The sequence below is a fragment of the [Borrelia] tanukii genome (assembly GCF_030439725.2).
GTDB classification, from domain to species: domain Bacteria; phylum Spirochaetota; class Spirochaetia; order Borreliales; family Borreliaceae; genus Borreliella; species Borreliella tanukii.
In genome coordinates, this window is sequence record NZ_CP124034.1 from 693,247 (window position 1) to 714,594 (window position 21,348).

23 protein-coding genes are annotated in these 21,348 nt (G+C 27.7%); 14 read left to right on the forward strand and 9 right to left on the reverse strand.

Annotated features, from left to right (window positions below):
• Positions 1-16 precede the first annotated feature (16 nt).
• Positions 17-1,159 carry a hypothetical protein gene (locus tag QIA27_RS03820; RefSeq protein WP_301403631.1) on the forward strand — a complete coding sequence of 381 codons (1,143 nt, stop codon included), beginning with the start codon at positions 17-19 and terminating at the stop codon, positions 1,157-1,159.
• Here the strand turns inward: QIA27_RS03820 and QIA27_RS03825 are convergent.
• Positions 1,156-1,986: a DnaJ domain-containing protein gene (locus QIA27_RS03825; protein ID WP_301354005.1), complete on the reverse strand. Its 831-nt coding sequence runs from the start codon at positions 1,984-1,986 to the stop codon at positions 1,156-1,158. The two genes, QIA27_RS03820 and QIA27_RS03825, sit on opposite strands and share 4 nt — an antisense overlap.
• A 97-nt stretch (positions 1,987-2,083) precedes the next feature.
• Between QIA27_RS03825 and psgB the strand changes: the two genes are divergently transcribed.
• A complete protein-coding gene (psgB, locus tag QIA27_RS03830) occupies positions 2,084-3,220 on the forward strand; it encodes a HemN-related non-iron pseudo-SAM protein PsgB (protein WP_301403632.1) in 1,137 nt (378 codons plus the stop codon).
• Here the strand turns inward: psgB and rpiA are convergent.
• Positions 3,207-3,893 (reverse strand): ribose 5-phosphate isomerase A, encoded by a 687-nt coding sequence (gene rpiA, locus QIA27_RS03835; protein ID WP_301354009.1) that lies wholly within the window; start codon positions 3,891-3,893, stop codon positions 3,207-3,209. The genes psgB and rpiA overlap by 14 nt on opposite strands.
• Positions 3,894-4,039: 146 nt before the next feature.
• On the opposite strand from rpiA, the gene gpmA reads away from it, so the two are divergent.
• Positions 4,040-4,786: a 2,3-diphosphoglycerate-dependent phosphoglycerate mutase gene (gene gpmA, locus QIA27_RS03840; RefSeq protein WP_301354010.1), complete on the forward strand. Its 747-nt coding sequence runs from the start codon at positions 4,040-4,042 to the stop codon at positions 4,784-4,786.
• A 60-nt stretch (positions 4,787-4,846) separates the two neighbouring features.
• On the opposite strand, the gene lysS is transcribed toward gpmA, so the two are convergent.
• The gene (gene lysS, locus QIA27_RS03845) at positions 4,847-6,418 is read right to left on the reverse strand and encodes a lysine--tRNA ligase (protein WP_301354011.1); all 1,572 of its coding nucleotides are present in this window, start codon (positions 6,416-6,418) and stop codon (positions 4,847-4,849) included.
• Positions 6,419-6,490: 72 nt separating this feature from the next.
• Positions 6,491-7,363 (reverse strand): GTPase Era, encoded by an 873-nt coding sequence (gene era / locus QIA27_RS03850; protein ID WP_301386492.1) that lies wholly within the window; start codon positions 7,361-7,363, stop codon positions 6,491-6,493.
• Positions 7,364-7,470: 107 nt separating this feature from the next.
• Between era and QIA27_RS03855 the strand changes: the two genes are divergently transcribed.
• From QIA27_RS03855 to QIA27_RS03865, 3 genes are read left to right on the forward strand one after another with little or no spacing between them, the layout of a single operon-like run.
• On the forward strand, positions 7,471-7,827 hold the full coding sequence (locus QIA27_RS03855; RefSeq protein WP_301354015.1) for a hypothetical protein: 357 nt from the start codon (positions 7,471-7,473) through the stop codon (positions 7,825-7,827).
• 9 nt (positions 7,828-7,836) lie between these two features.
• Positions 7,837-8,247 (forward strand): hypothetical protein, encoded by a 411-nt coding sequence (locus tag QIA27_RS03860; protein ID WP_301354017.1) that lies wholly within the window; start codon positions 7,837-7,839, stop codon positions 8,245-8,247.
• A 19-nt stretch (positions 8,248-8,266) separates the two neighbouring features.
• Positions 8,267-8,716 (forward strand): DUF192 domain-containing protein, encoded by a 450-nt coding sequence (locus QIA27_RS03865; protein ID WP_301354019.1) that lies wholly within the window; start codon positions 8,267-8,269, stop codon positions 8,714-8,716.
• Between the two features lie 8 nt (positions 8,717-8,724).
• Here the strand turns inward: QIA27_RS03865 and QIA27_RS03870 are convergent, their stop codons facing one another.
• Positions 8,725-9,396 carry a hypothetical protein gene (locus QIA27_RS03870; protein ID WP_301403715.1) on the reverse strand — a complete coding sequence of 224 codons (672 nt, stop codon included), beginning with the start codon at positions 9,394-9,396 and terminating at the stop codon, positions 8,725-8,727.
• Positions 9,397-9,453: 57 nt separating this feature from the next.
• On the opposite strand from QIA27_RS03870, the gene QIA27_RS03875 reads away from it, so the two are divergent.
• The 8 genes from QIA27_RS03875 (at position 9,454) to QIA27_RS03910 (ending at position 18,099) form a co-directional block, all read left to right on the forward strand.
• Positions 9,454-10,413 (forward strand): glycosyltransferase family protein, encoded by a 960-nt coding sequence (locus QIA27_RS03875; RefSeq protein ID WP_301354021.1) that lies wholly within the window; start codon positions 9,454-9,456, stop codon positions 10,411-10,413.
• On the forward strand, positions 10,406-11,404 hold the full coding sequence (locus QIA27_RS03880) for an N-acetylmuramoyl-L-alanine amidase (RefSeq protein ID WP_301354342.1): 999 nt from the start codon (positions 10,406-10,408) through the stop codon (positions 11,402-11,404). The genes QIA27_RS03875 and QIA27_RS03880 overlap by 8 nt, the downstream gene beginning before the upstream one ends.
• A complete protein-coding gene (locus QIA27_RS03885; RefSeq protein ID WP_301403633.1) occupies positions 11,394-11,945 on the forward strand; it encodes a flagellar filament outsheath protein in 552 nt (183 codons plus the stop codon). The genes QIA27_RS03880 and QIA27_RS03885 overlap by 11 nt, the downstream gene beginning before the upstream one ends.
• A gap of 81 nt (positions 11,946-12,026) precedes the next feature.
• A complete protein-coding gene (gene flaA / locus QIA27_RS03890; protein WP_301354025.1) occupies positions 12,027-13,052 on the forward strand; it encodes a flagellar filament outer layer protein FlaA in 1,026 nt (341 codons plus the stop codon).
• 70 nt (positions 13,053-13,122) lie between these two features.
• Positions 13,123-15,717: a chemotaxis protein CheA gene (locus tag QIA27_RS03895; protein ID WP_301386494.1), complete on the forward strand. Its 2,595-nt coding sequence runs from the start codon at positions 13,123-13,125 to the stop codon at positions 15,715-15,717.
• Positions 15,718-15,724: 7 nt separating this feature from the next.
• Positions 15,725-17,125 carry a CheR family methyltransferase gene (locus QIA27_RS03900; protein WP_301386495.1) on the forward strand — a complete coding sequence of 467 codons (1,401 nt, stop codon included), beginning with the start codon at positions 15,725-15,727 and terminating at the stop codon, positions 17,123-17,125.
• 11 nt (positions 17,126-17,136) lie between these two features.
• Positions 17,137-17,622: a chemotaxis protein CheX gene (locus QIA27_RS03905; protein WP_301354030.1), complete on the forward strand. Its 486-nt coding sequence runs from the start codon at positions 17,137-17,139 to the stop codon at positions 17,620-17,622.
• Positions 17,623-17,658: 36 nt separating this feature from the next.
• Entirely contained in the window at positions 17,659-18,099 is a 441-nt protein-coding gene (locus QIA27_RS03910; protein WP_301354031.1) for a response regulator, read from the forward strand.
• Positions 18,100-18,136: 37 nt separating this feature from the next.
• Here QIA27_RS03910 and QIA27_RS03915 read toward each other — a convergent pair whose 3' ends face one another.
• Genes QIA27_RS03915 through QIA27_RS03930 form a run of 4 tightly spaced genes read right to left on the reverse strand, consistent with a single transcriptional unit; the run spans position 18,137 to position 21,211 of the window.
• Positions 18,137-18,652, reverse strand: a complete 516-nt coding sequence (locus QIA27_RS03915; RefSeq protein WP_301354035.1) for a hypothetical protein — start codon at positions 18,650-18,652, stop codon at positions 18,137-18,139.
• Positions 18,649-19,695 (reverse strand): hypothetical protein, encoded by a 1,047-nt coding sequence (locus QIA27_RS03920; protein ID WP_301386496.1) that lies wholly within the window; start codon positions 19,693-19,695, stop codon positions 18,649-18,651. Before QIA27_RS03920 ends, QIA27_RS03915 begins: the two co-directional genes overlap by 4 nt.
• Positions 19,689-20,552, reverse strand: a complete 864-nt coding sequence (locus tag QIA27_RS03925; RefSeq protein WP_301354039.1) for a hypothetical protein — start codon at positions 20,550-20,552, stop codon at positions 19,689-19,691. The genes QIA27_RS03920 and QIA27_RS03925 overlap by 7 nt, the downstream gene beginning before the upstream one ends.
• Positions 20,549-21,211 carry an HAD family hydrolase gene (locus QIA27_RS03930; protein WP_301386497.1) on the reverse strand — a complete coding sequence of 221 codons (663 nt, stop codon included), beginning with the start codon at positions 21,209-21,211 and terminating at the stop codon, positions 20,549-20,551. The genes QIA27_RS03925 and QIA27_RS03930 overlap by 4 nt, the downstream gene beginning before the upstream one ends.
• Between the last annotated feature and the right edge of the window lie 137 nt (positions 21,212-21,348).

Here is a 21,348-nt window from a genome sequence, read left to right on the forward strand (position 1 = left end):
AAGATGATGTTTTGACATGAAGTTTTTTGATTTTGGTTCATTAGGATTTTATAGGTTTTTTGATTTTCAAAAATATCTTAATTTTAGTATTTTTAGGTATAGTTTAATAAATTATTATTCTTATCGAGAACAGTCAAGCCTTATTAACGATGCTAATTTACTTAAGGATAAGCTTGTATTTTTGGATAAGATTTATAGAGATTTTAATCCCAGCGTTAGTAAATCTTGGGATGCTAATAAAGCTATTTTTTTAGATACTTTGCTTATTATTAAAAATTTGATAAAGAAATATCATCCCAATTCAGAATTTTTAGACATTCAAGAAGATGAATTGTTGGAAGATATTTCCCATTTTAATAAATTTTTAGATAAACTTAAATATTTAAACTTCAGAGTAGATCTTAAGCAAAAGATTGAAAATTTTGAGAAAAAGAGTAAAGCTCCATTTTCTTGCATAAGAATTGCTACATTCTTTATTCAAGAAGAATTTTTAGATCGACTTAGTAATTCGTTGGATTTTTTTTCCAATGAGGCGAATAGCAACAATTTAGATGTAATTAATAAAGAAATTAATGATTATTATGAAAAAGTAGAGCAAATTAAAAAAAGTAACAATATTAAAGAAACCCATAAAAAATTTATTATAGATCACACAAAAGATAGAATTGATAAAATCATGAAAGATCATAGTCTTGACATTTCTAAACTGCTTATAAAAATTGCTTTGCTTGAGATTACAATTCAATCTTTTGATAGCTATTATTTGAATTTATTGGAAATTCTACAAATTCTTTTATCTATTAATAATATAATTGAGATCGGTTTAAACGAATTACCGGATGCTATTTTTAATGAATGGAATGAGTTTATTTATTTACGAAGAAAAGAGTTTCAAAAATTTGTTTTAATTTCCGATTATGTTTTCCAAAAAAGGATCATATCTACTATAAATTCTGGAAATTGGAAATTTGCTTTTTTCACTCTTGCTCCTCGACAAGGAGATGTTTTTCAATTTTCAGTGGATATTACTAAGAATTTTGATAATATTGAGGATGGAATCAAGGAATATGAGTCTAAGATAAATAAATTTAATGAATATAGATCGGGTTGGGAAGCAAGTTTAAAAAACTTTGGGCATTTATTTTCAGAAACACTTTAACTGTATATCTCTTTTAATCTTTCGTAAATAGTTCTTACTTCATTATTTATTATTTTAGGAATTTTTACTATCAAAGTGACTTTAAGATCCCTTTTTGAGCTGCTTCCAATTATAGGCATTCCTAGCTCTTTTAAGTTCAAAATTTCTCCATTTTTTGCATCCGAAGGAATTTTAAGTTTTATTTTTTTCCCTTCAATTGTTTCAAATAGTTTTTCGCAACCCAGAGCCATTTCCCATGGATAAACTTCTATTGTTGTTTCTAAGGTTTTTCCATTCAGTTTAAATTTTTTATAGCTTGATATAGCAAATTTGACTATTAAGCTTTCTTTTGTTCCAAAAATTGGATTAATAGGGCCTTTGTTATTTATTTTTATTTTAGTTGTTTCTAATGTTCCTTTTGGGATTATTATCTCGAATTTTTTGTTGTTTATAAGTATTGTTTTTTTACTTCCCATATAAGCATCATAAAGTGAAATATTTACAGTTATTTCTTTGTCTGTTGTTTTTCTTGAAGATCCACTAAAGATTTTGGAAAAAAAATCTAAATCTTCAAAATTGCTAAATCTTGAGCTGTTAAATTCTCTTTCAAAATGGTCGTTGTTGCCATTAAAATTGGTGCTACCCAAAGCGTCGTAATTTCTTTTTTTATCAGGAGAAGATAAAATTTCATAAGCTTCATTTATTTCTTTAAACTTTTCTTCAGCTATTTTGTTTCCCTTGTTTTTGTCCGGGTGATATTTTATTGCCAATTTTTTGTAAGCTTTTTTAATTTCTTCATTACTAGCATTTTTTTGTATTCCAAGTATATTGTAGTAGTCTTTGGTCATTAAAAAATCTCCTCCAAATCTCCTTTATTTATTATATATTTTAATATTTGTACTTTATATATGTTATAATTAAACTTAAATTTTTAAAAGACCAATTATGAGAGTAGATCTTTTGCCTCTTATTGAGCTAAGTCTTTATATTAATATTTCATTTTGTTGTAAAGATTTTAGCATTTTTAATAGAATTTTAGAGAAATTAAAATATCATTTAACTTTGTTAGGTCATCCAATTATAAAAACACTTTACATTAAGCATGTAGATTTTTGTTCATGTAGGCAGGATAATTTAAAATTTATTTTCACTTCTTTGTCTAAATATATTAATTTGGCTTTGTTAGAAGAATTTACTTTAGAAATTATTCCGGGTCATGTTGATTTTGAAAAATTTAAACTTTTGAATGAATTTTGTGTTACTCGAATTAATCTCGATGTTCGAAGTTTTTCTTTAAAATTCAGAAAGATTATGGGTATGCCTGAAATTTCTTATGAAAAAATGAATATTTTAATTAACAATATTAGAAAGCTTCCTTTTGATTTAAATATTGATATGACTATCAATATGCCTTTGCAAAAAAAATATCATCTCAAGTGCGATTTGAAAGAATTGCTCTCATATATGCCTGAGCATATTTGTTTTAGTGATTTTATATATGAAGAGGAAGGCCCTGGCCCTACTTTGAGAGATTTTGATAAGGGTGTTGATTCAGAAAAGCTGTGGTTTTGTGCCCTAGAGTGTTTAGAATCCAATGGTTACATTAATTATGAAATTACTAATTTTGCGTTGAAGGGCCATGAGAGTATGCATAATCAGCTAAATTGGAAGTTAAAACCGTATTTAGGGTTAGGATTGCATGCTGTAAGTTTGCTTTTCTGTAATGACAATAGTAATATAAGAGCTTTGATTAGAAAGGATAATGGTTTTGTTAAAGCAAAAAATCACTTAGTAACGTTTAAGTTGTTAGAGGATTTAGAGTTTTTTATTTATCATTTTATTCAAAGTCTTGGAACTATTCAGGGTGTTAACTTGCGATCTCTTAGGCTTAGATTTGAGTATGATGAAAAACAATTTTTCCAGTTTATTAGTTATTGTTCTACTTTAAGTAAAAAGTTTGTTTTTGATGATAATATTATGTTATTGAAAGGGCGAGAGAGGTTTAAGTTAGATTTTTATTTAATAAAAATTATAAACTATTTTGATAATAATATTTTTAAAGTGAAGTTTAGGCTTCCTTGATTTGTTTATTTTGGTAATAAACTATTTTTGTATTTTTATGATTAAATATTCCAATCTCAAGTATACCTGGAAATAGTTTAAAGTATTTTTCTGTTCCTTCAGGATTTTCTACGTGCATTTTTACATCTAAAATATAATTATTGTTATCAGTTATAATGGGCCCTTTTTTTTCGTTACAAATTCTTAAGGTTGTATCTAAATTCATTTCTTCAAGTCTAGTCATAATAAATCCAACAGCATTTTGGGCAACTTCTATGGGAATAGGCATTTTTGTTCCCAATTTTTTTACAATTTTTGTTTCATCTGCTATTATTAGCAATGTTTCTGAATTGTAAGCTATTACTTTCTCCATTAGATGCGCGCCCCCCATTCCTTTTATTAAACTTTTTTTTTCTAATAGAATTTCATCAGCTCCATCAATTGCAATGTCTAGATTTTTGTTGAGTTTTGAAAAATTTGATTCATAAGGAATTTGTTCTTTTGAGAGTAAATATTTTGTATCGCTACTTGTTGTATAGAATTTTAAATTTTTTAAATTGCCCGATTTTAGCTTTTCGCTTAAATATTTGATTGCATAATAAATAGTTGTACCTGTTCCGATTCCAAGGTTCATATTGCTTTTGATGTAGTGATCAATTGCGTATTTTGCTACCAAGATTTTTTGATTTTCCATAATTTTTTTCCTTGCTTGAATGAATTTAAAGCTCAATCCATTTTAAAGTATATCATTATTTAATTAATGGTTGAAATCTTGACTAGATTTTGTGCTAATTTATAATTATTAGTATTAGTAAATAAAATAATATGCTAGGAGATTTTATGTATAAATTAGTTTTAGTGAGACATGGAGAGAGTGAGTGGAACAAAGAAAATCTTTTTACTGGTTGGACAGATGTTAAACTTTCTGATAAAGGTATCGATGAGGCTGTAGAGGCAGGTTTGCTTCTCAAACAAGAAGGCTATTCTTTTGATATTGCTTTTAGTTCTTTATTGTCAAGGGCTAACGATACTTTAAATATTATTTTGCGAGAACTAGGTCAATCTTATATTAGTGTAAAAAAAACCTGGAGATTAAATGAGAGGCATTATGGAGCTTTACAAGGTTTAAATAAGTCGGAAACAGCTGCAAAATATGGGGAAGATAAAGTTTTAATTTGGAGACGCAGTTATGATGTGCCCCCAATGTCTTTAGATGAATCTGATGATCGTCACCCAAGAAAAGATCCAAGATATAAATATATTCCTAAAAGGGAGCTCCCTTCAACAGAGTGTCTTAGAGATACTGTTGCAAGAGTTATTCCTTATTGGATTGATGAGATTGCAAAAGAAGTTCTTGAGGGTAAAAAGGTTATTGTTGCTGCTCATGGCAATTCTTTAAGGGCTCTTGTTAAATATCTTGATAATTTAAGCGAAGAAGATGTTTTAAAGCTTAACATTCCAACGGGTATTCCTTTGGTTTACGAATTAGATAAAGATTTAAATCCTGTTAAACACTATTATTTAGGTGATGAAAGCAAGATTAAAAGTGCAATGGAATCTGTTGCTAGCCAAGGAAAGTTAAAATAATGGGCCATTGGTATTAAAGTATTAATAAGTCATATAATTATGGCTTATTTTTTTATCATTTTAAGGTTTAATATATTCACTTACAATCTTTTCAAAGCGGTCAATGCCAATTATTTTGATAAATCCGGCTAATTTGGGACCTTTTTCTTTGTTGATTAAAATTTTATAAATTTGTTTAAAAAACAAAGCGGGTTCTATATTATTTTCTCTTGCAATTTTATATATTTCGTTTTGAATGTCTTGCTCTGTGGCAACTTCAAAATTTTTCTTTAAAAAGTTCAAAAGTTCATTAATTGCTTTTTTGTAATTTTCTTTTAGTGTTTCTATATTATCAAATTTAGATCTTAATGAAAACTTGAAATCTTCGGGTGCAAAATCTCTTATCCAATTAATTGCACATTTGATTTTATTGATTAGTTTGTCTTTTTGATCGTCTTGAACGTTTTTCAAGTAATTTAAAATTTTATTTATATTATTTTCAAATATTTGACAGATTACACTTAAATGTCTAAATCCGATTTGATAAGGAATTCTTTTGCTTGGCATGTATGGTTGAGATAATTCATAAATTCTTTTAAACGATCTTTTTTTTTCTTCTTTTATATCTTCTACTCCGTAGTAGATTCTTTCGAACTTGTCGTAATCTTCGTATATTTTAATTACGTCAAGATCAAATGAGATCGAAAATTCAGTATTTGGTTTTGTAGCAGCAAATAAAAATCTTGTGACCTCAGGTGTGTAGACTTCAAGAACATCTTTAAGCGATATGACATCTCCTGATGAGGAGGATATTTTTCCACCACGTCCTTTTATTGAAATAAAGTCATATTGAAATGTTACAGGAGGACTACCTTGAAAAATTTTTACAATATTTTTGGATGTATCAAAACTGCCGCCACTGCTGTGGTGGTCTTTTCCTGCAGGTTCAAAGTCGACGTTTTCATATTTCCATCTCATAGGCCAATCTATCCTCCAGAGGAGCTTAATGGCCCATGTAGTTCTTATATCTATAGATTCTTGATTTCCACATTCGCATGAGTACTCAACAGAGTAATGATTGTCGTAATTCTTTACAGTTGTTGTATCTCTATTACATTTTGTACAAAATATACTGATTGGATACCAATTGTCTTCAAGCTTTGAAGTTCTATATTCATTTAATGCCTCAGACAGTTCTTTTTTATGATTGAGTGCAAATTTTATTTGGCTTGCATAGATGCTATTGGTATATTGTTTACTTTGGTCAATGAATTCAGGATTGATTCCTACTATAGGCAGATATTTTTCAAATTCAATTTCATTGGCTCTCGCGTAACTTGTTTTGTGGCTTCTTGTGTCGGGGACTCTTGTTATTGCTTGTCTTAAATAAGTTGTAAGAAGCTCTTGTTCTGGCATATTTTTGGGAACTTTTCGAAATACATCATAATTATCCCAAGAATAAATAAATCTTACTTTTTCTCCAGAGTCTTTCAAAGCTCTTGCTACAAGGTCTACCGAGATAACTTCTCTAAAATTGCCAATGTGCACGGTTCCAGATGGAGTAATTCCTGATGCCACTGTGTATAAGTCTTTTGGACCTTTTTCTTTTTTTATTTTTTCTGCGTAAAAATCTGCCCAATGCGCCGTCTTCACATTTTATTCCTAATCCAAATTCTAGCATTTTATTTTTAAAGTTTCAAGAATTTAGAAAATTGTAGTTAAATGCTAATTTATAAGTCTTTTTATTAATTTATCTTCTTTGTTCCAATTTTTTTTTAGTTTTACCTGAAGAAATAGGTTACATTTTGTTTCAAAAATTTTTGCAATCGTTTTTCTTGATCTTTCTCCTATTGATTTTATTTCTTTACCGTTTTTTCCTACAATTATTCCTTTTTGACTTTCATTGGCTACAAAAATGTTTGCCCTGATAAAAAGACCTCTTTTTCTGTTTTCTAAGGTGTCAATATCTACATACAAAGAATAGGGAAGTTCTTCTTTTAGGTTTTCAATAGTTTTTTCCCTTATTATTTCACTAATTCTAAAATTTATTTTTTGATCTGTGTAGTATTCTTGTGGATAATAAAGTGGGCCTTCTGAAAAATTTTCATAAATTTTATTTTTTAATTCTTCTGTGTTAATTTTTTTTTCAGCAGATATCTTAATTATATTATTGTCTTCTATTTCTTTTTCTTTTAGAAATTGTGTTATTTCTTTTATTTTTGTATTTTTAAGATCTACTTTATTAAGTAGTACTAAAAATTTAATTTTAGAGTTTTTTATTATTTCTAGCATTTTATTTTCTTCTTCTCCAGGTTTGTCTTGAATATCGATTATGTATAAAATAAGTTCAACTTCTCCTATTGAAGAATGTATGTTGTTCATCATTGCAATATTAAACTTTTTTTTACTCAGATGAAATCCTGGTGTGTCTATAAAAATAATTTGTCCCCTCTCATCTGTAAAGATTCCTTTTATTTTATTTCTAGTTGTTTGTGGAATAGGGGATATGATTGATATTTTATGTCCGCATATTGAATTCAAAAGAGTAGATTTCCCAGTTGATGGCCTACCAAGTATTGCTGCAAATCCTGATTTCATGTTTTAGCATTCCTTAAAATATGTAATATTAATACATTTTTTATTATAATTAATTATATAGTATTTTAGATACTTTATTTTTAAGTAAAATTTTGAGGAATTTTCGTTTGGCAAAGGTAAATTTTGAAGTTTTTTGCGAGCAATGTGGTGAAAAAGTTGGGCTTAATAAGTCTATTTGTCCTAACTGTGCTGCTAAGCTTGGTGATATCGAATGTCCAAATTGTCGGCATGTAGGCCCAGTTTCGGCTTTTGGAGAGGGTTGTCCTAATTGTCACTACAGTCCTTTTCAAGAGCTAAAAGAAAAACCCTTTAAAAGAAAAGAAAGAGTAAGAATGGTGGGTGATGGAGTAGTTTCTAAAGTCTTTGTAAGACTTTTCAATTTTGGGATTAATGTTAATATTTTGCTGTATTTATTTTCAAGTTTTTTATTTGTTATACTTTTTCTTTATATTGTTTATGGCTAAAGGCTTTATATGGGCATTACAGTTTTTTATTTATTTTCTATTTTTACATCTTTTGTTATGGGTTCTAGCATGGAATCTGTTAAAGACAATATTCTCAAGAGCACTATTTTTTATTATGATGTTGAAGAAGTTGAATTTCCTTATGCTAGGAAGCAGACTTTACAATTTATTGCTAAAACTCATTTAAAATATGCTGTTTTTAATTTTGACAAAAATAAAATGTTTTCGTACACTTTTGTTTTTGATAAAAGATTAATATCTCAGTATTCAATTTTTATTGAGGTAAAGAAAAAGTTTGGCGAGGCTACACTGGTGACGCCTTTGAATTATTTATGGGATCTTGGTGAGTGTATTATTGTTTTGAATAAAAATATTTTAAGAATGACTTTAAAATCTTATATTGAAAATTATAATAAATGATTTTAAGTAAGGCTGATAATTGGAGAAAATTTTAAAACGGTTTTTATGTTTAGTTTTGTTGATGCCCTTTTTATCTTTTGCTGAGCATTTTTATGATAAAGAAGTTGTGATAAATGGCGTTAAGTTTTTTGTAAAAATAGCATCTAATGAATTTGATAGGGCAAAAGGATATATGGGTACTGAAAAAGTTGAATATGGAAATGGAATGCTTTTTGTTTTTAAAAAAGAGCAAAATTTATCTTTTTGGATGGAAAATACACCTTTGATGCTTGAAATAGCTTATATTGATTCAAATGGAATTATTAAAGAGATTTATGATTTAGAGCCATACTCTAGAGCAAGTGTTAATTCTTTCTATAAGGCAAAGTATGCCCTTGAGCTTCCAAGAGGTTCGTTTTCTAAATTTAGAATAAAAATAGGTGATAAAGTGCATTTTTGCTTTGATATTAATTCTTTATCAGTAGAATAATTTTGAAATTATTGGGCTTTAATTTCTTGAAGTTCTTCTTCGATTTGATCTTCTTTAAGTTCATTTTTATTAGATTCTTTTGTTGGATTTGTTTTTTCTTGCTTTAAATCCTGTTCACTTGATGCATTATTTGTATTGTTATTTGCTTCATGATTATCAATGTTTTCGTTGTTGGTTGTTATTATTTTTTTGAAAATAGTTATTGTTGAGGCGATCTCGTCAATTGCATCAAGCAAAAGTGTTTCACTTGCAAATTCTTCTGCTTTTATAATATATGCTAAAGAATTAATTCCTTTTTCTGCATTATGAATAATCTCCCATGATCCAAGCACCCGGTTATTATAGCTGTCGCTCATAAGGGATTCAGATATTTCCTTAATTTTTTGTGTGTTTACATCAAATACTTTGACAATTCCAAATATTTCTCTTATTTTTGAATTTTTATATGAGTTTAACCTTGATCTAATGATCACTTCTTCTCTTTCGTTATTGTTTATGTCTTTAAATGCTACAAAGTCATTCTCTGAGTCTATTTTATATTCAATTTTGTTTTTATCTAAAAATTTTTTAATTCTCTTGTCATACTGTATATTCTTATGGTTGCAAGAAATGAGCGTGGAAATGATAATAATCACGCTGTAGAATAATGCATTAATATTCATTATTCTTTGAATTAACATTGTATTATTTGACATATGATTATTATAATTTAATTGTGAGGATTTTAAAAGTAATTTATGCGTCTTCAAGGTAGCGACTATTCATATACTGTTATTCAATCTAAAAATAATTATTCACAAAAATCTTCTTTTGGAATTTCTTTTGTAATATTAAGCAGAGGAACAAAAATTTTTAGAGAAGATTTGTTTGAATTTTTATCAAATTTTGACTTTATAAGAGAAATAATTTCAATTGAAAAACAGAGTAATAGAAGTTCTTTGCAGTTTATCTCAGAAAGTTATGGTAAGTTGAAATTTATTTTACTTTCTGATGATTTGAATTCTGGAGAAAAGGTTAATTTAGCAATGAAGGAATCCAGCTGTGATTTTGTTTTTGTTTTGCAAAGTGATATGTACTTGTTAAATCCTTTTTGGATTCCAAATATATTTGATGAGATAGTCAAAAAAAATGTTCTTCTTGTTGGGGGTGAATTTTTCGATAAAGAAGAGGAAATGATCCCTTCAATTTTTCTTCCCAGCATAGATAAACAACAAAAGTTTAAGGTAATTTTAGTAAATTCTGAAAAAGACTATGAAAAAACTTTGATTACCATGGATTATTGCGGACTTTATTCTAAAGAGAAGTTTTTACAGCTGGGAGGTTTTGACGGAAGGATTCAAAATGAATATTTTCAAAGAATAGATTTTGGACTAAGGGCTGTTTATTTTGGGGAACATGTTTATATTTATAGAAAGCTAAGAATTCAGTATACTGCATTAAATTCACCAGAAAATTTAACCAAAAATAAAAGTTTTTTGATTTTTTTACTTAAGAATTATGTTCCAATTTTTGTTGGGAATGGCGTTGTTTTTTCTTTTTTGAGGTTTTGTAAAGTTTGTTTAAAATATAAAATTAATCCTTTTCTCTTTCAAAAAGAGTTTAAGGAAATAAAAGGTGAGATTACTAAAAATAGCTTGAGATTCAAAGGAGACTTAAAGAGTGCCATTGAGCTTTGGGAAAATAATATTATTGATTAATTTAATTTTGTTTTCGCATTTAAGTTTATATTCCAATACCCTTGATTATTTAAATGTTCTTGATTTTTTTGATACTAATGTTTTTAGGTTCGATTTTAACATCGAAAATGATGTTTTTACAATTGAAAATGATAAGGGATATTTAAAGTTTAGAGTAGGTTTTGAATATGCGCTTACATCTTCTGGTTATTATATGTTTGTGGATCCAATTATTGACATTCGTGGAGAAATTTTAATAAGCCCAAAGGTATTAAAACAAATCGAAAATTATTTCAGTTCTCTTAAAAATTACAATAAACCTAGAATTACTTCGATAATCATTGATCCTGGACATGGAGGACATGATGCTGGTGCTGTTGTGACTTTAAAGATAAATGGTTACGATGTCGTGCTTCAAGAAAAAGATTTTGCATTAACTTATTCTATATATTTGTCTAAAATTTTAAGCAATTATTTTGTAAATAAAAATATTTTGTTAACTCGTGTAAATGACGTTTTTTTAACTTTAAAAGAGCGGTCGGAATTTGCAAACGCAATAAAGCCAAATTTTCCAAATAATGTTATATTTTTATCCATACATGCTAATGATGCTCCAAATAATGAAGCTAGAGGAGTTGAGTTTTGGTATCTCCCCAAGGATTCAAAAAGAGAGGTTATTAAAGATTTTAAGGGGTATGATATTAAAGGTAATAGATACTTAAGTGAGCTTAATGATATACTAGATATTAAATATAAATATGAATCAAAAAGATTGGCTGAAATTTTGTATAAAGTATTTAAAAATGAGTTAAGTGAAACTAATATTAGGCCGATTAGAGAAGAGCAGTGGTTTGTAATAAAAAATAGCAGCATGCCAGCTGTATTGATTGAAATGGGGTTTTTGTCCAATATTTTAGATGCTAAATTAATTTTGGATTATAATTATATGAGTAAGTTTAATATCTTAATACTTAAATCTTTGATGGAATTTATAAATTTTTATGAAAAATAATATTTCGGATGTATTTTTTAAATATAATACAGTGATTTATAAATTTTTAAATTATAAAAAAGAGTATACGGTTAGAGTGCTTTTAGGGGCCTTGGCAGCAAGTTTTTTGTTTTCTATTTGTACGGTTTTTTTAAATTATGACAGTCTTTTTTCAAAAAAGGTTTTTTATTTTTACTCTAACAAAGGCGTTGTTGCTAATTTAAGGTATTTAAGAAATGAAAAAGATTCTAAAGATAATTTAGATCTTTTAGTAAAAGATTTTCTTTTAGGAAGCAATGAAGGGTTTTCTTTTGGATTTTTATTAAGCGATGCAAGATTTTTATATTCTTTTTTAAAAAATAGAATTTATTACATAAATCTTTCAAGGGAGTTTTATGATTCTTTTAATAGTGGTGATTATAATGAATCTTATGAATCTTTTGATGTTAAAGTTAATATGTTGGCCATGTCTTTAATAAAGACAATACGTTTTAACTATCCTGGCAAGGTAAAAAAGCTTGTTATTCTAGTTGAAGGGTGTATGTTAAAGGAGCAGAGCTGATAAATTTATTTTTACTAATAATGACAATTAAAAAATGAAAATTTTATAAAAGATTTTTATATATATAAGGAGTTGGTTTACATGAAGAGGAAAATGAAAAGCATTTTATTTTTTTTATTATCCACTGCTCTTTTTGCTCAAGAGACTGATGGATTGGCGGAAGGTTCTAAAAGATCAGAGCCTGGAGAATTAGTTTTGGATTTTGCCGAACTTGCAAGAGACCCAAGTTCAACTAAACTTGATCTTACAAATTATGTTGATTATGTATATTCGGGTGCTTCAGGTATTGTTAAGCCGGAAGATATGGTTGTAGATCTTGGGATAAATAATTGGAGCGTATTGCTTACTCCTTCTGCAAGGTTGCAGGCTTACGTTAAAAATTCGGTTGTTGCGCCTGCTGTTGTTAAGAGCGAGTCAAAAAGGTACGCAGGTGACACTATATTAGGAGTAAGAGTTTTATTCCCAAGTTATTCCCAATCATCTGCTATGATTATGCCGCCATTTAAAATTCCTTTTTATTCAGGAGAAAGTGGGAATCAATTTTTAGGTAAAGGTCTTATTGACAACATTAAAACAATGAAAGAGATTAAAGTCTCAGTGTATAGTTTAGGATATGATGTAGATCTTGAGGTTTTATTTGAAGATATGAATGGTATGGAGTATGCTTATTCTATGGGGACTTTAAAGTTTAAAGGGTGGGCTGATTTAATTTGGTCAAATCCTAACTATATTCCTAATATATCATCTAGAATAATTAAGGATGATGTTCCAAATTATCCCCTTGCTTCAAGTAAAATGAGATTTAAGGCATTTAGAGTTTCAAAATCACATAGCTCTAAAGAGCAAAATTTTATCTTTTATGTGAAAGATTTGAGAGTTCTTTATGATAAGTTGAGCGTTTCAATAGATTCTGATATTGATAGTGAATCTGTATTTAAAGTTTATGAGACTAGTGGAACTGAATCCCTTCGTAAGTTAAAGGCGCATGAAACTTTTAAAAGAGTTTTAAAGCTTAGAGAAAAAATTTCTATGCCTGAAGGTTCTTTCCAAGACTTTATAGAGAAGGTTGAGAGTGAAAAGCCTGAAGAATCATCTCCAAAACAGTAGGTTTAAATTAATATGTAAAGCTAACCTAAAAGGTTAGCTTTACATATATAAAATATTAATAGGAAATGGTATGGAAATATTAGATTTGGAAAATGAAGAGCTTTTAGGGGTTTTTTTTGAGGAAGCTCAAAATCTTGTAGACATCCTTGAAGAAAATATTATGTCATTAGAGGATGATCCTAATAATTCTGATACTATTGATGAAATATTCAGGGCAGCTCATACCTTAAAAGGAAGTTCTGCTTCTCTTGATATGATGGAGCTATCTGATTTTACCCATATTGTTGAAGATGTTTTTGATGCTATTAGAGATGATAAGATAAATATAAGCAATGATCTTGTTGATTTGCTTTTAAATTCATTGGATGTTATTAAGGAAATGCTTGCACTTCGTCTTGATGGCAAGGTTTATTTGAATGATATAAGTGATCTTAAAAGCAAATTAAAGCAATTTTTAGCAATTGATGATCAAGTTTTTATGAATAGAATTGACGAAAATTCAACTAAAAACAATTTTTGTCTTTCAAAATTAGATCTTGAGGAGATAAGAGAAAGCCTAGGGATTGGGCAAAAGGTTTTAAGGATCAGCGTTGTTTTTAATGTAAATAGTGGTTCTGAATTTGAAAATGGTGGATTGAAAATATTTAATATTTTAAAAAATTTAGGGTCTGTGTTACATACGATTCCTAAATATGAGCAAATCGTAGAAGATAAATTTTTAACAAGAGTAGATTATTATCTTATATATTCAGATATAGAGGGTGTGAAAAAAAGCTTAGACCCTTTAAGTTTAATTGCAAGCTATTTGGTTGATGAATTTAATGTGGAAGAAGAATTAAAAAAGCTTGTAGATAGAGATGTTAAAGATATTGATTTAAATTCCAATTCTGTTTTGAGCAATAGTTTTGATTTTACAGATAGTGAAGTTTCTGATTTATTGCTTGAGATTGAAAACCAAAAGTTATTTAAAGTTAGATTGAATTTTGTAAAAGACAATCCTATGTCTACGATTAGCGGACTTCAAATGCTTCAAGCATTGAAAAGCCTTGGAAAAATTTTCAAGTCTCTCCCAGATTATAGCGAATTATTGGCAGATAAGTTTTTTGATTTTGTTATATATTACTTAATATCAGATGTCAGTGTAGATAGTATTGCTAAAAAGATTAATTTACCAGATGTTGTTAGTCATTTTGAGATTGAAAATGTTGATTTAGAATCTTTAAATAATGTAAGTTTAAAAGAAAATGGTGAAGTGCCCTTTAAGGCAAATAAAAGTATTAAGAAAAACAATCCAATTAGTGTTAATTTAATTAGAATAGATAGTAAAAAAATAGATTACATATTAAATCTTGTTAGTGAAGCCGTAATAAGCAAATCATCTTACAATCAAATAAATTCAGAAATGATTACACTATTTTATAATTTTAATTATTTTTATGATTATCAAGAAAGTTTTCAGAGAAACTTTTTAATTGATTTGAAGATAATTTTTAAAGATGCGGGCTTAACATTAGAAGATGAGATTGAATCACATATTAATTCTTTAATGAATCTTAAAATGGAAAAGTCTCTAAATGATATATCTGAATTGAGAAATTCTTTTTTTAGACTTCTTCAAAATTTTAAAATGACTTCTGGGCGACTATCTAGAATAATTACAGATTTGCATGAGAGTGTTTTAAAGACTAGAATGTTGCCAATATCTAATATATTTTCAAGGTTTACAAGAGTTGTCAGGGATCTTTCAAAGAAATTGAATAAGATTGTAAATCTTGAAATGGAAGGAGAAGAAACTGAGCTTGACAAGTCTGTTATAGATGATCTTGTAGATCCTTTGATGCATTGCGTTAGAAATTCAATGGATCATGGACTTGAAACAGTTGAAGAGAGAATTAAAAAGGGGAAGAGCAAAGCAGGTACTATAATTTTGCGTGCTAAAAATGAAGGTAATGTAATATCAATTGAGATTGAAGATGATGGGAGTGGTATAGATCCAAAGCTTATTAAGCGCAAATTAATTGAAAAGGGAACAATAAAGGAAGATGCGGTTTACTCTGATTTTGAACTTATTAACTTAATTTTTGCTCCTGGGTTTTCAACAGCAAGCCAAGTGACAGACCTTTCAGGTAGAGGTGTTGGTCTTGATGTTGTGAAAAAAAGCATTGAAAAGCTTAATGGAACTATTTTAGTAGAATCAGAAATTGGTCTTGGAACAATTTTTAAAATTAAACTACCACTGACATTAGTGATTATACAAGGTCTTTTGGTAAAATCGGGATCTGAGACTTATGTTATCCCCTTGAACAATGTTCTTGAAACTCATAGAATAACCGAGCATGATATAAAATTGCTTGAAAATTATCATGAAGTTTATAATTTAAGAGACGAAATCATTTCTGTTCTCAGGCTTGATAAACTTTTTAATATAACAAGAGATGATTCATTAATAGAGAAATTTTTAATAGTTGTTAATACTAACAACATAAAGACCGCAATTGTTGTAGACTCTATTCTTGGCGAGGAAGATTTTGTAGTAAAGCCTATTAAGGATAAATTTTCATCAAGTGCGGGCATAGTTGGAGCTACTACTCTTGGTAATGGTAAGGTTGTATTAATAATTGATGTTTTTAAACTTTTTGATTTAAAAAAGGATACTAAGGAGTGAATCTCTTGTGCAGATAAAAGAAATTTATTTTGGACCCAAAATTTTAGATGATAAAAATTGTAATTCTAAATTAACCAATTTTGATTTTAAGGTTGTTTCCTTTGAGCTTGGATCAGATCATTATTTAGTAGACATTATGCAGGTTAAAGAAATTAGAAAATCTAGTAATTTTACTTATGTTCCAAATGCCAAAAAATATGTAGCTGGTCTTGATAATTTACGAGGCGAAATAATTCCTATTATAGATCTTAGAATAATGTTTAATTTGGAATTTAATAAGAAAGATCTTGAAGATATTATGGTTTTAAAAAATGAAGATCTTCTCATAGGAGTTATTGTTGATAAAATTAATAATGTTTTTTCAATAGACTCTAGTCTTATTCAAGATCCACACCCAGTTTTGTCTCAGGACTCTTTAATAAATTATATAAAAGGTGTTGTAGATTATAACGAAAAACTTTATATACTCCTTGATGTTTTTAAAATCTTTAACTATGGTGAAGAAGAAAAAGTGTTAAAACCGGCTCAAAATTTTGTTGAAAATATCGATTTTGTAAGCGATTGTGATGATTTAGATATGCTAGAAAATTCTAAAGGTGATTTTTCCAATAATGTTTTTCCAAAAAATAGTAATAACAATGAAAATTCAACTTTAAATAATATTGAAACTTCTAATTTGGAGAATATTAAAAAAAATCTTTTGAAATTTTCGTTTAATGCTTCTTTAGTAAATGATGTGTTTTTAGAAAAAGTTGGAGTAAAATTTAATATGCTTGATGCTGATTACTTGCCTTACGATAGTTTTTTAAATGAATTTTATTCAAAATCATCAGGAAGTTTATGGGGAGCTGATTGTTTGGAAGAATTTCAAAATGAAATTGTTAAGAATCGCTTAAATTTTATGGATAATTTGAATTCTATTTTCAATGTATTGGAAATTGGTTGTGGTAATGGAAGAGAGACTATGGCTTTAGTTAACGCTTTGTCTGAATATTATGTAAAACCGTTTAAGTTGACAGCTATTGATAATGATTTATCAAAAGTGGTTGAAACTTCTAGGTTGATTTTTTCAGAGCCAGAAATTGGTATTAGTGAGATTTATCGTAAAAACTCTTTTGAACAAAGTCCTGGAGTTTATAAATTTAAGTCAGAAATTCTCAATAATGTTTTGTTTGAATATTCCGATGCTCTTTTTTCAGATTTGCCTGATAATTTGGGAATGGTTTTTTTAAAAGATGTTTTGTGCTTCTTGGATAGTAAAGATCAGATTTTAATTTTAGATATCATTGCTTCCAAAACTATTAAAGGGGCTCTTTTGGTTTTGGGAGATAACGAAGAACTTAAAAATAATGATGTTTTTATAAAAGAGAAATCTGCAGAATATTTTAACTTGTACAGGAAAGTCTAAAGGAGAAATTAATGAGAATAGATTATATAGAGCCATTTTTGGATGCCGCTTCTTCGGTTTTAAGAGATATGTTGCTTGTTGAGAATATAGAAATGGGTAAACCAGGACTTAAATCAATAAATCAAAAGATAAAAGGTGTTTCTGTAATAGTAGGACTTGCCGGGTCTGTTGAGGGTAGTATAATTGTTGATATGGATATAGAAACAGCTCTTTTTGTTGCTTCTAAGTTGAATTTTGAAGAGTATGATGATTTTGATGATGAAGAAACAAAAGAGATGGTTGCTGCAACTCTCACTGAGGTTGGCAATATTATTGCGGGAAATTTTGTTACTACTTTGCATGCCAAAGGCTTTGTATTTGATATAACTCCACCAGCTTTTATTTATGGAGAAAATATGAAAATAAGCAATAAAGGTTCTGAGGCTTTAATTGTTCCTTTTTCTTTACCTGATGGTAAAATTATAGAAGTTAATATTGCAATAAGAGAGAGGGTTTGATATGGAAAAAATTCTTTTTATTAGAGAGAGGTTAATATGATTCAAAAGACTACAATTGCTGCAGATTCTTCATCTAAGCCTAGAGGAATCAATTATGATACAGGCGTTCCTTTTAATGTTTTAATTGTTGATGACTCTGTTTTTACCGTAAAGCAGCTTACACAAATTTTTACATCAGAGGGTTTTAATATTATTGATACGGCAGCTGATGGAGAGGAAGCTTTGATAAAATACAAGAATCATTACCCTAATGTTGATATTGTCACCCTTGATATTACCATGCCAAAAATGGATGGAATAACTTGTCTTTCTAATATTATGGAATTTGATAAAAATGCTAGAGTGATAATGATATCTGCTTTAGGTAAAGAACAATTAGTTAAAGATTGTTTAATAAAAGGAGCAAAAACATTTATTGTTAAACCATTAGACAGGGCAAAGGTTCTTCAAAGAGTAATGTCCGTATTTGTTAAATAAATTATTTATAAAAGCTCGAGCTTTAATTTTATTATTTTCATTCTTTTGGGGAAAAAATCATTTCATTACTTATTTTATCTGAATTCTTTGAAAAATAAGTTATGTTAAGGTTGAATATTTCTAAAGATTCTGTGTTATTTTCTATGTAAAGTTCTAGTTTGTAAAATCCCTTTTTCGTGTATATTAGTGAATAACTTTTGAAGGTCCCATTTATATTTTTAATTTTAAATATTTTATATTTTAAAAATTTATTGTCAATAAGCTCGCTTTGAATTAAATATTTATTTGCTTCTTTGTAGTTTAAATTTAATGAGCTGTAGTCAATTTTATTGAGCATTATGCTTTTTACAAAATGTTCAGTTAATTTATAAATATTTTTTTCTATTTCGCTTGTTGGCAAGCTAGTATAGTATTCTTTTTCTAAAATTAAATTGAAAGATGAGTATTTTTTTATTTCTTCGTTTGCTCTTTTTTCAATTGAGATGTTCAAAAGCCTAGCATTAAGTGACAAATTTAATAATGTAAGTAGCATTGCAATTATTTGAATTTTCATTTTGATTCTTGGTTTTTATTAATTATTTTTTTTACTTTTTCAATTTCTAAAGGTATTTTGCTTTTTCGCTTTGAATTTAGTTTTTCTTTTAGTAAAAGATTGTTAAATAATTTTGCAAGTTCATATACTTTTTCTTCGCTTAAAGTGAAAGGAATTTGAATTTTTCGATATTCTAACGGGTCTTGTAAAATTTTTGTCATTAAAACAATAGGATTTAAAAAACTTGCTTTAAAAAATTTATAAAAATTCATTAAAAAAATGGTAAATGATGCAAACAATGCAAATAGAAAAATTCCAAGAATAGAGTCGCTTTTTCTTTGCAAATATTTATCTATATAAAATTTTGTCTTATCTATTTCTATTACTTTGTATTCACTAGGACTGTAGTAAACAAATATTTCGTCCGATTTTGAGTATATTATGTCTTCTTTTTCCTTGATTATTAAGATGAAGGGATATTTTTCTTTAATGTAAGCTTTTTCATTTATTATTGATATATTTTTAATAATATTAAATTCTTGTTTTTCTGGTATTGAATTTACAATTTTTGAGCTTGATATTATTATAAAAAATGTAAATGGTATTAATAAGCTCATTGAAAATGTTCTAGCAAATGCTATTAGTATTAGATTCTTTTCTTTTAAGTTGTAATAGATTTCTATTATTAGATCGTTAAACCTAAGAAGTCTTAAAAATCTTAGCTTGAAAAGTGATAGCATTATTGGATTTAATATGGTTTCGTGGGCGACAATTATGTTTTTAAGCTGATATGAACTATAAAATGCTAAAGGGATAAGGCAGTGAATTATGTCAAAGAATAGATTGTTTCTGACATAGATTTCTAATCTTTGAGAAAGGTAAGCTTTGGTTATTTTATATAAAAAAATGAAAATAAAAATTGTGTCAAATAAAAAACCAAGAAATATTAGTGCAAATCGTATTTTGTATGGTAAAAAAAGGATTATTGAAAGCTCTTCGATTAAGAGTTCAAATATTGAAAAAATTATTATTGCTTTTAAGAAAATAGAAAATTTTTTTACCATTTATTTACCTTGGCTATTTCTAATAATTCTTTAATTATTCTTGAATCATATTCTCTAGAGCTTGATTGTTTTATTGAAAACCAACTTTCATCATATCCAATAAAACCTTTGACCGGATTGTTTTTGTATTTTGGAATTCTTGCTCTGGCTGAAAAAATGGCAATTAATGTTGAAATTGGAGACATTGTTTGTAAAATCTCATATTTAAAAAAGCTTTCAATTATGAGTTTGGCTGTTTTTTCGTCTAGAAAATCGGTATCATTACTTATTGCTTTTGAAGTCGATTCAATATTTTTAATAGTTAATTCTATTCCTTTTTCAAAGCAGTATTTAATTACCAATACTTTTAAGAGAAGCAATATCTTTATATAATTTTTTATGATATCTGATGAATAAAGGGCTTTATTTTCCTTTTGTATTAAATATATTGTATAAGAGTTTTTTCCTTCAAATAGTTTGTTTATGTAAAAGGTAATGTATCCATTGCTTATAGTATTAAAATTATAAAAGAATTCTTTTCTTAAAGACGAGTTAACTTTAACAAAGTTAAATATCAAATTTAAGTCGTTTTTTGTTAATTCTTTACTAAAAAGAGGCTTTACAATGTTAAAATCAATAGCTTCAATGCCAGATAAAACAAATGGTGTAATCATTACATCTGTTTTATCTTTGATGTACTGAATTAGATCTTTTAGTTCTGATTCAAAATCATTCTTAATGAATGTAGTAATAGTTTTTTTGTTTTCTTTTAAATAATTGAGTATTTCAATTTCTTTTTCTATAGCAGATAAACTTTTTATGCTTTCGTGATTGAATAGGTAATGATATAGGTAGGAAAAATATGGTTTTACATTCATTTGATTAGGTCCAATAGTTCAAGCGGTTTGTGTATTATATGTTTTGCTCCATTTTGTTTTAATTCTTGAACACTTCTAAATCCCCAGGAAACTCCTATTGGTATAAATCCGGCGTTTAATGCGGTTAACATGTCCACATCGCTGTCTCCAATGTATGCAATTTCTTCTTTCTGGACATTTAATTCTAATATCATATCAAGGGCATTCTCAGGATCTGGCTTTGGTGGAAATTTTTTTGAATAACCTCTGATTTCAAAAAAGAATATATTTCCAAAAATATTTTTTACCAAATTTATTAATTCTTCATGGTTTTTATTGCTTAAAATTCCAATTGGAATTTTAAGTTTATTCATATTTTCTAAAAGGGTTTTTATGTTTTCGTATGGTTGCGTTCGAGATGAAAGATTTTTATTGTATTCTTTTACAAATTCTTTGTAGAGCTTGTCTTGTAAATTGGGATTATTATATTCAAGAGATAATAACTTTAGAGTGTCTATTACAAACTTATCAAATCCTCTGCCAACAAGAGTATTGAATTTGTTTAGTTCGATTTTATTGTATCCCAAGTTTGAAAGAGCAGAATTCATTGAGAATGCAATATCCATTATGCTATTTACCAGGGTTCCATCCATATCAAAAATGCAGGCTTTGATTTTCATAGTACTCTCTTTTACAATGGTTTATTCATTATTTTATTTTAGCATTAATTTGCTCTCTTTATTAAAGTTTTTATATTTTAAGCATTTTTTATTTACTATCAATTAATTTTTATGAATAATTTATTTTGTTCATTAAA

Bases quoted from the DNA above. Each gene is read 5' to 3' on its own strand.
- QIA27_RS03920 (WP_301386496.1), bottom strand. From the start codon at position 19,695: ATGGTAAAAAAATTTTCTATTTTCTTAAAAGCAATAATAATTTTTTCA.
- era (WP_301386492.1), bottom strand. From the start codon at position 7,363: ATGAAATCAGGATTTGCAGCAATACTTGGTAGGCCATCAACTGGGAAA.
- QIA27_RS03925 (WP_301354039.1), bottom strand. From the start codon at position 20,552: ATGAATGTAAAACCATATTTTTCCTACCTATATCATTACCTATTCAAT.
- QIA27_RS03885 (WP_301403633.1), top strand. From the start codon at position 11,394: ATGAAAAATAATATTTCGGATGTATTTTTTAAATATAATACAGTGATT.
- QIA27_RS03825 (WP_301354005.1), bottom strand. From the start codon at position 1,986: ATGACCAAAGACTACTACAATATACTTGGAATACAAAAAAATGCTAGT.
- QIA27_RS03820 (WP_301403631.1), top strand. From the start codon at position 17: ATGAAGTTTTTTGATTTTGGTTCATTAGGATTTTATAGGTTTTTTGAT.
- QIA27_RS03870 (WP_301403715.1), bottom strand. From the start codon at position 9,396: ATGTTAATTCAAAGAATAATGAATATTAATGCATTATTCTACAGCGTG.
- gpmA (WP_301354010.1), top strand. From the start codon at position 4,040: ATGTATAAATTAGTTTTAGTGAGACATGGAGAGAGTGAGTGGAACAAA.
- psgB (WP_301403632.1), top strand. From the start codon at position 2,084: ATGAGAGTAGATCTTTTGCCTCTTATTGAGCTAAGTCTTTATATTAAT.
- flaA (WP_301354025.1), top strand. From the start codon at position 12,027: ATGAAGAGGAAAATGAAAAGCATTTTATTTTTTTTATTATCCACTGCT.
- QIA27_RS03930 (WP_301386497.1), bottom strand. From the start codon at position 21,211: ATGAAAATCAAAGCCTGCATTTTTGATATGGATGGAACCCTGGTAAAT.
- QIA27_RS03915 (WP_301354035.1), bottom strand. From the start codon at position 18,652: ATGAAAATTCAAATAATTGCAATGCTACTTACATTATTAAATTTGTCA.
- QIA27_RS03910 (WP_301354031.1), top strand. From the start codon at position 17,659: ATGATTCAAAAGACTACAATTGCTGCAGATTCTTCATCTAAGCCTAGA.
- QIA27_RS03860 (WP_301354017.1), top strand. From the start codon at position 7,837: ATGGGCATTACAGTTTTTTATTTATTTTCTATTTTTACATCTTTTGTT.
- rpiA (WP_301354009.1), bottom strand. From the start codon at position 3,893: ATGGAAAATCAAAAAATCTTGGTAGCAAAATACGCAATTGATCACTAC.
- QIA27_RS03895 (WP_301386494.1), top strand. From the start codon at position 13,123: ATGGAAATATTAGATTTGGAAAATGAAGAGCTTTTAGGGGTTTTTTTT.
- QIA27_RS03905 (WP_301354030.1), top strand. From the start codon at position 17,137: ATGAGAATAGATTATATAGAGCCATTTTTGGATGCCGCTTCTTCGGTT.
- QIA27_RS03875 (WP_301354021.1), top strand. From the start codon at position 9,454: ATGCGTCTTCAAGGTAGCGACTATTCATATACTGTTATTCAATCTAAA.